This window comes from Bradyrhizobium sp. 76 (genome assembly GCF_023073025.1).
Taxonomy (GTDB): domain Bacteria; phylum Pseudomonadota; class Alphaproteobacteria; order Rhizobiales; family Xanthobacteraceae; genus Bradyrhizobium.
Genome location: NZ_JADPIS010000035.1, coordinates 574173 through 588031 on the forward strand (window position 1 = coordinate 574173; position 13859 = coordinate 588031).

The 13859-nt window shown below is 64.8% G+C and carries 8 protein-coding genes and 2 pseudogenes; 3 read left to right on the forward strand and 7 right to left on the reverse strand.

The features are described from left to right. Nucleotides 1–184 precede the first annotated feature (184 nt). From IVB48_RS10515 to IVB48_RS10540, 6 genes and pseudogenes are all read right to left on the reverse strand, one after another. The gene (locus IVB48_RS10515; RefSeq protein WP_247399831.1) at nucleotides 185–2341 is read right to left on the reverse strand and encodes a methyl-accepting chemotaxis protein; all 2157 of its coding nucleotides are present in this window, start codon (nucleotides 2339–2341) and stop codon (nucleotides 185–187) included. A 328-nt stretch (nucleotides 2342–2669) separates the two neighbouring features. Then, nucleotides 2670–4435 (reverse strand): annotated as a pseudogene (locus IVB48_RS10520) (methyl-accepting chemotaxis protein). 174 nt (nucleotides 4436–4609) lie between these two features. Continuing rightward, nucleotides 4610–4861: a hypothetical protein gene (locus tag IVB48_RS10525; RefSeq protein ID WP_247291160.1), complete on the reverse strand. Its 252-nt coding sequence runs from the start codon at nucleotides 4859–4861 to the stop codon at nucleotides 4610–4612. Between the two features lie 162 nt (nucleotides 4862–5023). Continuing rightward, nucleotides 5024–5623, reverse strand: a complete 600-nt coding sequence (locus tag IVB48_RS10530; protein WP_247291162.1) for a hypothetical protein — start codon at nucleotides 5621–5623, stop codon at nucleotides 5024–5026. A gap of 112 nt (nucleotides 5624–5735) precedes the next feature. After that, nucleotides 5736–6723 (reverse strand): annotated as a pseudogene (locus IVB48_RS10535) (MDR family oxidoreductase). Nucleotides 6724–6763: 40 nt separating this feature from the next. Then, complete coding sequence (locus tag IVB48_RS10540; protein ID WP_247399834.1) at nucleotides 6764–8017, reverse strand: MFS transporter; 1254 nt, start codon at nucleotides 8015–8017, stop codon at nucleotides 6764–6766. Between the two features lie 330 nt (nucleotides 8018–8347). Here IVB48_RS10540 and nadA point away from each other — a divergent pair, with 330 nt between their 5' ends. From nadA to nadC, 3 genes are read left to right on the forward strand one after another with little or no spacing between them, the layout of a single operon-like run. After that, nucleotides 8348–9454 (forward strand): quinolinate synthase NadA, encoded by a 1107-nt coding sequence (gene nadA / locus IVB48_RS10545; RefSeq protein WP_247291168.1) that lies wholly within the window; start codon nucleotides 8348–8350, stop codon nucleotides 9452–9454. Nucleotides 9455–9463: 9 nt separating this feature from the next. After that, nucleotides 9464–11065 carry an L-aspartate oxidase gene (locus IVB48_RS10550; RefSeq protein ID WP_247399835.1) on the forward strand — a complete coding sequence of 534 codons (1602 nt, stop codon included), beginning with the start codon at nucleotides 9464–9466 and terminating at the stop codon, nucleotides 11063–11065. Nucleotides 11066–11076: 11 nt separating this feature from the next. After that, entirely contained in the window at nucleotides 11077–11955 is an 879-nt protein-coding gene (gene nadC, locus IVB48_RS10555; protein ID WP_247399836.1) for a carboxylating nicotinate-nucleotide diphosphorylase, read from the forward strand. 156 nt (nucleotides 11956–12111) lie between these two features. Here the strand turns inward: nadC and IVB48_RS10560 are convergent, their stop codons facing one another. After that, entirely contained in the window at nucleotides 12112–13566 is a 1455-nt protein-coding gene (locus tag IVB48_RS10560; RefSeq protein WP_247399837.1) for a cell wall hydrolase, read from the reverse strand. Nucleotides 13567–13859 lie beyond the last annotated feature (293 nt).

The following is a 13859-nucleotide window of genomic DNA, read 5'->3' on the forward strand; positions in this document are numbered from 1 at the left end:
CCAATACGTCGATACGCAATACGGGAGGGCGACTCAGCGCCCGGAATATTGCGGGCATCATGACTGCATCGGTTTTCCGGAAGGTTAACCCTGCGCGGTCTTCGTCGCGGCTCCGCAATATGCACGCGCGCAAACGCCGCGCTTCTACGCGCGGCGGTTGCAGTTCTCTCATGATATGCGCCCGTCAGGCGGCGCGCACGGTGTCGAGGAACTTGCCGACCTCGAGCTTGAGGCGGTTGCTGTCGCCGGACAGCGACTGCGCGGCTGCCAGCACCTGCGACGATGCCGAGCCGGTTTCGCCTGCACCGCGCTGCACGTCGGTGATGTTGGACGAGACCTGATGAGTGCCTTCGGCCGCCTGCTGCACGTTGCGCGAGATCTCCTGCGTCGCCGCGCCCTGCTCCTCGACGGCCGCAGCGATCGTGGACGATATCTCGGACAGCTTTTCAATGGTGTTGCTGATGGCGCTGATGGCGGCGACCGAGTCCTGCGTCGCCGCCTGAATGCCGGAAATCTGCTGGCCGATTTCGCCGGTCGCCTTCGCGGTCTGCTCCGCCAGCGCCTTCACTTCGGAAGCCACCACGGCAAAGCCACGACCGGCTTCGCCGGCGCGCGCGGCCTCGATGGTCGCGTTGAGCGCCAGGAGATTGGTCTGACCCGCGATGGTGTTGATCAGCTCGACCACGTCGCCGATCCGCGTCGCCGCCCTGGACAATTCGCTGACACGCTCGGTGGTGACACGCGCCTGGCCGACAGCTTCGTTGGCCACGCGGGCCGATTCCTGCACCTGCCTGCTGATCTCGGTGATAGAGGACGATAGCTCCTCGGTCGCCGACGCCACCGCCTGCACGTTGGTCGACGCCTCCTCGGAGGCCGCAGCAACCATGGTCGTGAGCTGTTGCCCGCGCTCCGCGGTCGATGTGAGCGTCGACGCCGAGGCTTCGAGTTCGGTCGCTGCCGAGGACACGGTATCGACAATCTCCCCGATGGCGGCTTCGAAGCCGTCGGCCAGCTTCCGCATATCCGCCTTGCGCTGCTCGTCTGCCCGCCGCTCGGCCGCAGCGTGATCGCCGCGCATGCGTTCGACTTCGAGGCCGTTTTGCTTGAAGACTTCGACGGTCCGCGCCATCTCGCCGACCTCGTCACCTCGGCGGGTGCCTGGCACGACTGTCGTGAAGTCGCCATTGGCGAGCCCACCCATCGCAACCGAAATGGCTGATAGCGGCTTGAGGATCCGGCCAAAGGTGATCCAGAAACTGAGGCCAGCGAGCATCACCGAGGCGCAGAGCAACACGGCCGTGAAAGCGAAATTACGAGTGCTGCCTTCTGCCTGCATCGTGGCTTCGCGGTCAGCGGCCGCGCCAATGGCTTCACCGAGCTTCAGCACCGCATTGATGCCGGCAGTAGCCCGCGTGAAGTATTCGGGTCCGGTGATCTTGTAGTCCCCGCCTTCGCCACCGGCGAGCACAATTGCCCGCGTTTCGCCGTAGGCTCCAAAATAGGACTTCTCGACCTCCGTCATCGCCTCGCCGATCTGCACGGCGAGGTCGGAGCGCAGCCGCACCGGCAAAACCGTGTCCCATGCGAGTTCGACCTTGGCTCGCAGCGCCGAAAGGCGCTCATAGCCCTCCATCCCGAGCTTCGCGCGCGCACCGACGACCCCAGCCAGCAGGGCCCGCTCCCTTCCGGCATTCTCGGCCATCTGAGCTGTCAGATGTCGCAAGCCGATGAGCTGAGCCAGCCTTGCCACGGGCGGGCTGGTGAGCGTTTCGAGCGTCAGCCGCAAGCGGTTGCTCGCGACGTCGATCACCTCCGTAATTGTCGGCGCGAAGCCATCTACGAGGTCAGGCTCGCGTTCGACGCGCGGGCGCGACATTCCCGCATCGGCCTTCTCACGCAAGAGACGCAGCGCCTCAAATTTCGCCGCGGCGTCCGCAATCTGTCTTTGCCCCGCCGTCATTTCGGGAATCGCGCTGATATTGAGGGCGGCTTGGAGAAAGGCCTCGTCGGCCGTCGCGCGCGCCTTGGCGATTTCGGCACGGCGCTCGGGGCTGACGACATCAGGAGACTTCAGCACGGCGTTGGTCAGCCCGCGTTCAATCGCCCAATGTCCTGCGCTGCGCAGCAGCAGATGGGCAACTGCATTGACCTTCAGGAATGCCTCGGACTCTCGCCTCTTGAGGATGGCCTCATAGGCGATGAATCCAGCCGAGGCCAACCCCAGCAAGACCAGGGCAGAGATGATGATCGGCAAGATCGTGCCGATCCGAACATTTCCAAGCCGACTCCACGCGCTGGCGGCCTGAGTTCGGACCTGCTGATGATGAGCAGGGCTCAACATGCTAAGTTTCCCCCAAAGGAAACACGCAGCCAAGTCCTTGCCGGCTGCATGGACGTTGATCGCCCTTGCCGGAGAATCTACTCCTCGAGTTTCGCATTCTGGTTAACGGGAGGGCCCGGAGAAATACCGAGATTTCAGCCCAAATAATTGAAATGGAAGAGATAATTTCGCGAGCAAGTTGTAAATTTCAGCTGGAGGTCGCCGCCATTTGCTTTTGCAGCCGATGTTCGCCGAAGGCATGCGCGAGACGTTCGCGGCGACGATCAGATGCAAAAACGCCCCGCCTGAGAGAGGCAGGGCGTCTCTCTAACTGTCTGGAACGAGGTTCTTAGGCAGCCCGCACGGAATCGAGGAATTTGCCGACCTCAAGCTTGAGGCGGTTGCTGTCGCCGGACAGCGACTGCGCGGCTGCCAGCACCTGCGACGATGCCGAGCCGGTTTCGCCTGCACCGCGCTGCACGTCGGTGATGTTGGACGAGACCTGATGGGTGCCTTCGGCCGCCTGCTGCACGTTGCGCGAGATCTCCTGCGTCGCCGCGCCCTGCTCCTCGACGGCCGCAGCGATCGTGGACGATATCTCGGACAGCTTTTCAATGGTGTTGCTGATGGCGCTGATGGCGGCGACCGAGTCCTGCGTCGCCGCCTGGATGCCCGAAATCTGCTGGCCGATTTCGCCGGTCGCCTTCGCGGTCTGCTCGGCGAGCGCCTTCACTTCGGAAGCCACCACGGCAAAGCCGCGACCGGCCTCGCCGGCGCGTGCCGCCTCGATCGTGGCATTGAGTGCCAGTAGATTGGTCTGGCCGGCGATCGTGTTGATCAGCTCGACCACGTCTCCAATGCGCGCCGCCGCCTTGGACAATTCGCCGACACGGTCGGTCGTGGTTCGGGCCTGGGTAACCGCCTCGCTCGCGACCCGCGCCGATTCCTGCACCTGGCGGCTGATCTCGGTGATCGAGGACGACAGCTCCTCCGTGGCCGACGCGACCGACTGCACGTTGGTCGAGGCTTCCTCCGAGGCTGCGGCCACCACTATCGTCAACTCCTGTGCCCGCTCCGCCGTCGAGGTCAACGTCGAGGCCGAAGCCTCGAGCTCTGTCGCGGCCGACGACACCGTATCGACGATCTCGCCGACGGCGCCTTCGAAACTGTCGGCAAGCCTGCGCATATCGGCCTTGCGCTGCTCGGCCGCCACCTGGTCCTGTCGCATCTTGGCTTCCGCTTCTTCGCGCGCCTTCTGCTCCGACACGATCTTGAATTTCTCGACGGCACCGGCAACGCCGCCGACCTCGTCCTTGCGGCCGAGACCCGGCAGGACAACAGAGAAGTCACCACCAGCGAGCTTGTCCATGGCAACCGTGAGCGCGCGGATCGGCCGCGCGATGGTCAGGAAGGACATCAACCACGAACCGATGAGGACGAGCACGGCGCACGCACCGACCACCATGCCGAGACGCTCGCTCGCGGCCATCTCCTGGCTCGCGGCAGCGATTTCTTCATCGCTCTTGTGCTTGGCGAAATCGGCAATCTCGCTGGTCAAATTGTCCAGCTGTGTGGCAAGCGGCAGCGTCACCTCGCGGATCTGGCGCGCGCCTTCCTCGGAAATCTTGGCGGCGCGGACGGGGTCCGTGGCCGCAACCGCAATGGCCTCGCTGCGAACAGAGGCGTTCTGCTGCGCGCCCTTCAGGTAATCGGCCGACGTAGACTTGAGCTTCTCCATCCGCGCGCGGTTTTCCGGGGCGTGCGACAACCTGAGCATGGCATCGACAACGCCGTTCAGTGCTTCGACCGCTCCAGCAGAAGCTCGCTCGCCTTTTGCAAGTCACCCTGATTGTTGGCGAGACGCATGTCCCGTACGGCGAGTTGCAAGCCGCGTATCCCAAGCTTGGCTTCGGTGGCCTCGCGCACCAATTCCTGCTGCGCAATCGCTGCCTGGTTGGAATGACGCACGGTGTTGTTGCCCATAACCTGGCTCGCGATCATGGCGCCGACGAGAATAACGCCGAACGCCGAAGCGAGCGCGAGCTTGGTACCGATTTGCAGATTCTGGATGAGTCTCGACATGAGGGCGTTTCCCGGGTTGCGCGGCCAAGTCATTGTCGGCCGCCCTCGGCGTTGATCGCCCTTGCCTAAAAACTGAGCTTCAGGTGTGGTGATCCGGTTAACGATCGCCCCCGGACAAATACCGGACTTACCGGAAAATCCCTTGAAAAACGGCACGGTCTGCGCGCTTAACAGGTTAACCACACGCGGCGGTAGGATGCCCGATTTCTAACCAGTGCGACCAAGGGCCTTTTGGCCCTCGCCGATCAGGCTAATCCGGAACACCGGCTCCTTGTTCTCGTCGAGCAGCTCCATGCGCCATTCGGCGTTCGGCTTCAGGCTGCGCGAGATGCCGCCGAGCAGATTGGCACAGACTTCGGTCATCTCGGTCCAGGCCGCGGCGCGGTCCTCGAACTCATATGGCTGGTCGGCAGCACCGGAATAGCGGCCCGTGCTGATACGGAAGAAGTACAGCGACATCGTTGAACCCTTTTATCGGGCCGCGCCCCCGGCCGTACGCAAACTGGGGCGCGAACAGCTACCAACGCATGAAAGCCGCCGTCCGTATGACTACGGCGCGGCGGCTTCGTGTCTGATGGCAGCTCTCAACGACAAAGTGCGCGGACTGTCCCGCGCACCAACTCACTGGGTGGAGCGGCGCAGCTCCAGCGGGGCCTCGTCCCTGGCGGGCTCCGATTTGACTTGCGGCTTCACCGGCTCGAGCCGGCTACTCTCGACGCGCGGGGTCTCGACACGCGCGGCGACTTCGGTGTTGGGCGTGCCGACCGAACCCGTGTGTTCCGAAGTGCGCAGCGAGCGCGGCCGCGCCACGGCGCGCGCCATCAGCATCTGGTTGCCGCCCTGATGATGGAAGTCGCAATAGGCGAAGCCCATCCCCGATACCGAGCCGCGGAAACTGCGATCGTCGGTCTTTTCAAGGTTGAAACAGGGCTCGAACGGAATGCCCTTGATGGAGGCGCAGACGTTCTGGCCGCGGATCTGAAGCGTGTTGCCGGGCAGGCGGAGATGTTTCACCGGACCTGCACCCGAGAACTGCACGGCGCCGGCGGCGCCGAGGTCGTCCATGATGCGGCCAGCGCCGCGGGTGCCGTCAAAGCAGGTGAAAGCAAACACCTTCCCGGCGACGAAGCGGCGCGCCTCATCGGCGTTCATGCTTCCAGCAATGGCCGGCGCAAGCGTCGCTACCGCCGTGACCGCCCCCAACACAATACGCGCAAGCATGCTCAACTCCGAACCAACCCCGCAGCGGGCTATGCCTTATCTCTTTACCCGCTGCTTACCATACTAACCATGGCGACATTGAAGCAGCATGGTTGGTAAAGTCTGAACGCCGTTAGACAATTTTGACAACGGTGCGACCGCGGACCTGGCCGGCCAGGATTTTCGCGCCCCACTCCGGAACGTCGGAAAGCGAAATTTCGTGAGTAATTTCAGCTAGTTTTGTCCGATCCAGATCGGACGCCAGGCGCTGCCAGGCGGCTTTCCGCGGCTCGATCGGACACATCACGGAATCGATGCCGAGAGAGGCACACCCCGCGCAAAATGAAGGGAGCGACGGAAGACGGCAGGTCCATGCCGGCAGCCAAGCCGCACGCCGCGATCGCGCCGCCGTACTTCGTCATCGACAGCAGGTTTGCGAGCGTGGTCGAGCCGACGCTGTCGACGCCACCCGCCCAGCGCTCCCTCGCAATGGGCTTGGCGGCCGCCGACAATTCGTTGCGGTCGATCACCTCCGTCGCGCCGATCTCTTTCAGATAGTCCGCTTCGGACGCACGGCCGGTGGACGCGATGACGTGATAGCCGAGCTTTGAGAGCACGGCGGTCGCAACCGAGCCGACGCCGCCCGCCGCGCCCGTCACCACGACCGGACCGCTCTTCGGCGATACTCCGTGCTTCTCCAGCGCAAGCACGGACAGCATCGCGGTGAAGCCGGCGGTGCCGATCGCCATGGCGTCGCGCGCCGACAGGCCCTGCGGAAGAGCGACCAGCCAGTCGCCTTTCACCCGCGCCTTCTCGGCATAGGCCCCGAGATGCGTCTCGCCCATGCCCCAGCCGGTGCAGACGACCTTGTCGCCCGCCTTCCATTGCGGATGCGAGGACTGCTCGACCGTGCCGGCGAAATCGATGCCGGCAATCATCGGGAAGCGGCGCACCACCGGCGCCTTGCCGGTGAGCGCAAGGCCGTCCTTGTAGTTCAAGGTCGACCATTCCACGCGGACGGTTACGTCGCCCTCCATCAGCTCGGCTTCGTCGAACTGCGTGAGCTGCGCGGTGGTGCCCTTGTCCGCCTTGTCAATCCGGATCGCCTTGAACGTCGCCACAGCAAAACTCCCTGACTTGTTTCAGGGGATGTTTAGCCGATCAGGCAGGCTGCGCAACCGCCCGCTGGACCGGTTTCTCCACGATCGGAAGATTGATCAGCGCCGAGAGCACGCCGAACAGGATCGAGAGCCACCAGATCGGCGTGTAGGAACCGAACCGCTCGAACACGATGCCGCCGAGCCAGACGCCGAGGAAGCCGCCGACCTGATGGCTGACGAAGGCGAAGCCATAGAGGGTGGCGAACCAGCGCGTGCCGAACATAATCGCGACCAGCGCCGAGGTCGGCGGGACGGTCGACAGCCAGGTCAGGCCGGAGACCGCGCCGAACGCAATCGCCGAGAACGGCGTGATCGGGAACGAGATGAAGGCAAGCGTCGCAAGCGCGCGCGTTAAATAAATGGTCGAGAGGATGTAGCGCTTGGGCAGGCTGTTCTGGAGATAGCCGACGCTCAGCGATCCCATGATGTTGAACAGGCCGATCGCGGCGATCACCCAGCCGCCGATTTGCGTGGAGATGCCGCTGTCGACCAGAAAGGCCGGCAGATGCACCGTGATGAAGGCAAGCTGGAAGCCGCAGGTGAAGAAGCCGAGCACCAGCAGCACGTAGGAGCGATGGCCGAAGGCTTCCGCGAGCGCTTTGGCGAAGGTCTGCTGGTCCGCAGGCGGCGCGTTTGCGGTGCTTGCGACCGGCGGCGTCGAGAGCGCCAGCGCCAGCGGGATGATCAGCAGCATCAGGAAGCCGAACACGGTGAGCGCCTGCTGCCAGCCGAAATTGTCGATCAGGGCCACACCGATCGGCGCGAACAGGAATTGCCCGAACGATCCCGCCGCAGTGCCGGCGCCGAGCGCAAGGCCGCGCTTCTCGGCCGGCAAGAGCTTGGTAAAGGCTGACAGCACCAGATTGAACGAGCAGCCGGCGAGACCGAAGCCGACCATGACGCCAGCGCCGATGTTGAGGGACAGCGGCGTCGAGGAATAGCGCATCAGGAGCAAGCCGCCGGCATAGAGCAGAGCGCCGACGCACATCACCCGGAACAGGCCGAAGCGATCGGCGACCGCACCGGCGACGGGTTGGCCCAGTCCCCACAGCAAATTCTGAAAGGCAATCGCGAGGCCGAACACGTCGCGGCCCCAGGCATATTCATGACTCATCGGCTGCACGAAGAAGCCCAGCGCCGAGCGCGGGCCGAAGCCGAGCATCCCGATCGCGCAGCCGCAGAGAATAATGATCGCCGGCGTGCGCCAGGAGGAGGAACGGGAGACCGAACCGAGCTCACCCATCTGTGTCGACATGCTGTTCCTCGTGCGTCGGCGCGGTTTCGCAAATGGCAGCCGCGAGCGAGCTCGTTTAATGCATCTGCATGAAAACCCCAAGTCAAAAACGATTGCATTCCGCGAAGAGCTGGCGCGGGAGCATTGCATTTCCTCGCGGCCTCGTCGGACGCGCCAGGCGCCCGACCTGACGGAAATGTGTGCGGCGAGATCTGGCGGCTCCCAACACGACGTGTTATCTACTATTTGCTCATATCGAGCATATCGAATGGGATTCCGGCCCGTCGGCCGGATTTCTCAGGCTCTATATATACTCATGATGAGTATAAATAGACATGCACGGAGGCTTCGATGCCGCTAACTGGAATTTACGGCCCCGACGACTTTGCGAACCGGCCGCAGGGCCACGTCATCACCCCGGCACGGGCCGAGCAGGCGCGAACCGGACCTCCGCTGCCGATGCCTTCGCTGGAATGGACGCCGGAGGTCGAGCGAGCCACCGCGCCGCTTTACGAGCGCGTGAAACACGTCATCCCGCCAATCGAATGGCCGCTGATGGCCCCGACGATCAAGGCGATCAACGAGCTGAAGCAGGCCCGGGGCGCGGTGATCCTCGCGCACAATTACCAGGCGCCGGAGATCTTCCACTGCGTCGCCGACATCGGCGGTGATTCGCTCCAGCTCGCGGTCGAAGCCACCAGGGTGAAGGCCGGCATCATCGTCCAGTGCGGCGTGCACTTCATGGCGGAGACGTCGAAACTGCTCAATCCGGACAAGACGGTGCTGATTCCTGACACGCGCGCCGGCTGCTCGCTCGCTGCCAGCATCACCGGCGCCGACGTCCGCCTGCTCCGTGACAAATTTCCCGGCGTGCCTGTCGTTGCCTATGTCAACACCTCCGCGGAGGTGAAGGCCGAGGTCGATATCTGCTGCACCTCGTCGAACGCGGTCCAGGTGGTCGAGAGCCTCGGCGCGCCCAGCGTGATCTTCCTGCCCGACCGCTATCTCGCCACCTACGTGGCCTCGAAGACCGACGTGAAGATCATTGCCTGGAAGGGCGCCTGCGAGGTGCACGAGCGTTTCACTGGCGCCGAGCTGCGCAGCTACCGCGAGGCCGATCCCTCCGTGCAGATCATCGCTCATCCCGAATGCCCGCCGGACGTGCTGGCCGAGGCCGATTTCACGGGCTCGACCGCGCACATGATCAACTGGGTGCGTGAGCGGCGGCCGCGGCGGCTGGTGATGATCACGGAATGCTCGATGGCCGACAATGTCCGCGCCGAGCTGCCCGATGTCGAGATGCTGCGTCCCTGCAATATCTGCCCGCACATGAAGCGCATCACGCTCGCCAACATTCTGGAGAGCCTGCTGACGCTTCGCGAGGAAGTGACGATCGATCCCGCACTTGCGGACCGCGCAAGGCGCTCGGTCGAGCGGATGATCAATTTAAAGAATTGAGATAAAGCCATGACAAACAACATCAACACGCTCCCCCGCTCCGACGACGTCATCATCGTCGGCGGCGGCCTTGCCGGATTGTTCTGCGCGCTCAAGCTCGCGCCGCGGCCCGTGACATTGATCTCGGCCGCGCCGCTCGGACAGGGCGCGTCGTCCGCATGGGCGCAAGGCGGCATCGCCGCGGCAATGGCTGAAGGCGATACGCCGGAAGCGCACGCCGCGGACACGGTTGCAGTTGGCGGCGGCATCGTCGACGAAGCTGTCGCTCTCGGGATCGCGCGCGAGGCGGCACCGCGGATTCACGACCTTCTTGCCTATGGCGTGCCGTTCGACCGCGATCTCGAAGGCAGGCTCGCAGTCGGGCGCGAAGCCGCACATTCGGCGCGCCGCATCGTGCATGTGCGTGGCGATGGCGCGGGCGCCGCCATCATCGCGGCGCTGAGCGATGCCGTGCGGCGCACGCCGTCGATCCGACTGATCGAAGGTTTCGTTGCCGAGGCGCTGTTGACCGAGGACGGCGCCGTCACCGGCCTTCAGTTGCGCGAAGCCGACAATTTCGCCGCACGGCCGGTCCTGCTCGCCGCGCGGACGGTGGTGCTGGCCACGGGTGGCATCGGCCATCTCTATGCCGTCACCACCAATCCGCGCGAGGCTAGCGGATCCGGCCTTGCGATTGCTGCACGCGCAGGCGCGGTCATCGCGGATTCCGAGTTCGTGCAGTTTCACCCGACCGCCATCATGGCCGGCCGCGATCCCGCGCCGCTCGCCACGGAAGCGCTGCGCGGCGAAGGCGCGACACTAATCAACGGCCGTGGCGAGCGTTTCATGGCGGCGCGTCAACCGCTCGCCGAGCTTGCACCGCGCGACATCGTGGCCCGCGGCGTGTTCGCGGAGATCTCGGCCGGGCGCGGCGCCTTCCTCGATGCGCGGCAAGCGCTGGGCGCACGTTTTGCCGACAGATTCCCGACCGTTCATGCAAGCTGCATCGCCGCCGGCATCGATCCCGCCACGCAGGTCATCCCGATCGCACCGGCGGCGCACTATCACATGGGCGGCATCGCGGTCGACCATCGCGGACGCAGCTCGATCGAAGGGCTCTGGGCCGGCGGCGAAGTGTCGTCCACCGGCGCGCATGGCGCCAATCGCCTCGCCTCGAATTCTCTGCTGGAGGCCGTGGTCTACGCCGCGCGCATCGCCGACGACATCGCCGGCCGCGCGATTCCCTCGCCCGCCCACCTTTCGGACGTGGCGACGCCGCGGGGCGGCGCGCCGGATGCTGCGGCCGTGAAGCGGCTGCGGACGCTGATGAGCGCGCATGTCGGCGTGATCCGCGATGGTGACGGGCTTGCGGACGCGGTTCGCAGCTTCACCACGCTCGAACGCGAGGCCACGAGCATCGCGGTGCGCAACATGGCAACGGCAGCCCTGCTCGTGGCGGCGTCGGCCTGGAACCGGTGCGAGAGCCGCGGCGCGCATTTCCGCTCCGACCATTCCGCGGACGTTCCCGCACTCGCGCAACGCACAATGACGACGCTCGCAGCAGTGCGCGAGATCGCAGATGGCCTGACCGAACGCCCGACACCGCGCACCGCGCAACCCATGATCGCCTGACGGAGTCTGCCATGATCACCTCAACCTCTCTGCTCTATCCCGACGCCTTTCTCTCCCCGCTCGCGATCGACGAGGCCGTGCTCCGCGCGCTCGATGAGGATCTCGGCCGCGCCGGCGACATCACCGCGCTTGCGACGATCCCCGAGGCAGCGAAGGCGCAAGCGATCCTGGTCGCACGGCAGTCCGGCGTGATCGCCGGCTTGCCGCTGGCCCTCGCCACGTTGCAAAAACTCTCGCCCGACATCGAGATACGCGCACATGTTCGCGACGCCGCGCGCGTCGCCCGCGGGCAGCAGGTGCTGACGATCTCGGGGCCGGCACGCGCCATCCTCACGGCGGAGCGGACCGCGCTGAATTTCGTCGGCCGCCTGTCAGGCGTTGCGACGCTCACGGCGGACTATGTTGCGCGCACCGAGGGCACCCGGATGCGGATCTGCTGCACGCGAAAAACCACGCCGGGATTACGCGCGTTGGAGAAATACGCGGTACGCTGCGGCGGCGGCTTCAATCACCGCTTCGGGCTCGACGACGCGATCCTGATCAAGGACAACCACATCGCGGTCGCCGGCGGCATCCGCCCCGTGCTGGAGCGCGCCCGCGCCCATGCCGGCCACCTCGTCAAGATCGAGATCGAGGTCGACACGCTGCCGCAGTTGCGCGAGGTGCTCGACACCGGCCTTGCCGACGCTGTGCTGCTCGACAACATGGACATTGCGACGTTGCGCGAAGCCGTTGGGATCAACGAGGGACGCCTCGAATTGGAGGCATCCGGCGGTGTCACCCTGGACTCGATCGCAGCCATCGCGGCGACCGGCGTCGACTACGCCTCAGCCGGTGCGCTGACGCATTCGGCGCCGAATTTCGACTGCGCACTGGATATCGAGGCGTGATGCGGGGTTCCCTCTCCATCATGGCCGGGCTTGTCGCGGCCATCCACGCCTTGCAACTCTGTGCAAAGAACGTGGATGCCCGGGCCTTCGCTTCGCCGAAGCGGCTTCGGCCGCGCAGGCGGGACAAGCCCGGGCATGACGAATTCTTGTGAACAGCTACCTTCGCTCGGTCGCGCCCATCTCGGCGGAGCTCTTGGCTTCCTGGGTGAGCTCGGCGGAGAGCGCGGCGGTCTGCGCTGGCGTCCCCCAGCTCGGTTCCTCGCTGCCGTCGCCCCAGGCGCGGGGGCGATAGAAGGTGTGGACGCCGGTCTTGTACATCTTCTTCATCTCGGCGACCCAGGACGGGCGAACCCAATAGGCGTGGTAGTGCGTGGACTTGCCGACCTCGGGTAGCCAGATCTGGCCGTCGAGCATGGCCTTGGAGATTTTTTTCGCACGCTCCCACATCTCGGGCTCGCGGATCACGTCGGCATTGTTGTCGCAGGCGAAGGTGAACTGGCAAGCGAGATGGCGGTGCTTGTTTTGATAGACGGCGCCGCACACGGTGTCCGGATATTTGCCCGAGAACACGCGGTTCATCACCACCTGCGCAACCGCCATCTGGCCGCGCACGGCCTCGCCGCGGGACTCGAAATAGACGGCCTCCGCGAGGCATTTTTCGGACTTCGCGCGCGACTTGTCGTCGAGCGCGAGCCGTTCCGCCGGCGATGTGGCGCGCTGGTTGTCGACGTTGACCTCACCCTTCGGCGCGACGCTCTCGCCGCTTTCGATATCCTTCGCAATTTCCTCCGACGGCGGCGACAGCGAGGCCGTCACCTTCATGTCGGGGTCGGGCATCACGATCAGCGGCTCGGCACCCGGCTGCCAGCTCTCGATGCTCTCGACGTTGCCACCGAGCGAGGAGCTGCCGAAGAACAGGTTCGAGGTCTTGACGCGGAATGGATCGCGCGGCGGTGCGGCCGGTATGGTGGCCTGCTTCAGCGCTTTGAGCGGCTGGAGCGCGAGCGAGCGCGCAGCATCACTGGCTTGTGGTGCATTGGTGTATTGCGGCAGCGGCGGCGCGCGCAGCGCTTCCGCGAGTTCGGGATCGAGCGCGGCCGCGGACTCCGGCGACATCGCCTGTGGCAGCGCGACGGTTTTGGCGCCGAACACCGAGCTGTTCGACGTCGCGGGATCTTCCTGCGTCGGCGCTGCCGTCGGCGCACCCGCTTCGGGAGCCTGCGTCGGTGTGACCGTTGCGAGGCGATCACCCTTCATGGAGCGATCGACCTTGGGAAAATCGGCGGCCTGGTAGCGCGGCGGCGCCTGAAGCGCCGGATTGCGGCTGATCGCGCCGGTGACGTCGCGGCCGTCGAGGCTCGCGAGGCGAACCATCGCGCTCTGCGGGGCCGAAGTGCCGATCGGCCGGTAAAAACTGTAAGTGGCCAGCTGTATGGAGGACGCAGCAGAGAACACCTGCTTCTGCCAACGCTCCGCGACGCCGGGTTGCCGCGCCAGCAGCGAGGCAATGTCCTGATAGCCGGTCTCTCTCGGCATCAATGCGAAGATGCAGAGACCGATGCCGAAGGACGCGAACCGCGCGCCCTTCGGATGGGTACGCAACAAAAACATCGATACGCTCACGCTACGCTTACGCTAGAAAAATCGAGCCGCAGTACATCCGTGCAATTCGATCTTTATCGTGAGTATCCAATTTAGGTTGCCGGGGCGTTAATCGGCGTTGCGCATGCGGCACACGCAAGCAATCGCAGGTGTTTTCACGGGGTGATGATGCACCTTGGTAAATGCGCCCTCACGCGGCGAGGTAAACAATTGGTCAACGCGAATGGTGAAGGAACTCTTGCGCGCACGTCTCATTACGGGACGCACGCTGAGTTCCCGCTACTGCGATGTGCTCACACACA

What these genes read in the sequence shown, in the direction of transcription:
- IVB48_RS10515 (WP_247399831.1), bottom strand. Translation starts at nt 2,341, where the DNA reads ATGTTGAGCCCTGCTCATCATCAGCAGGTCCGAACTCAGGCCGCCAGC.
- IVB48_RS10525 (WP_247291160.1), bottom strand. Translation starts at nt 4,861, where the DNA reads ATGTCGCTGTACTTCTTCCGTATCAGCACGGGCCGCTATTCCGGTGCT.
- IVB48_RS10530 (WP_247291162.1), bottom strand. Translation starts at nt 5,623, where the DNA reads ATGCTTGCGCGTATTGTGTTGGGGGCGGTCACGGCGGTAGCGACGCTT.
- IVB48_RS10540 (WP_247399834.1), bottom strand. Translation starts at nt 8,017, where the DNA reads ATGTCGACACAGATGGGTGAGCTCGGTTCGGTCTCCCGTTCCTCCTCC.
- nadA (WP_247291168.1), top strand. Translation starts at nt 8,348, where the DNA reads ATGCCGCTAACTGGAATTTACGGCCCCGACGACTTTGCGAACCGGCCG.
- IVB48_RS10550 (WP_247399835.1), top strand. Translation starts at nt 9,464, where the DNA reads ATGACAAACAACATCAACACGCTCCCCCGCTCCGACGACGTCATCATC.
- nadC (WP_247399836.1), top strand. Translation starts at nt 11,077, where the DNA reads ATGATCACCTCAACCTCTCTGCTCTATCCCGACGCCTTTCTCTCCCCG.
- IVB48_RS10560 (WP_247399837.1), bottom strand. Translation starts at nt 13,566, where the DNA reads ATGTTTTTGTTGCGTACCCATCCGAAGGGCGCGCGGTTCGCGTCCTTC.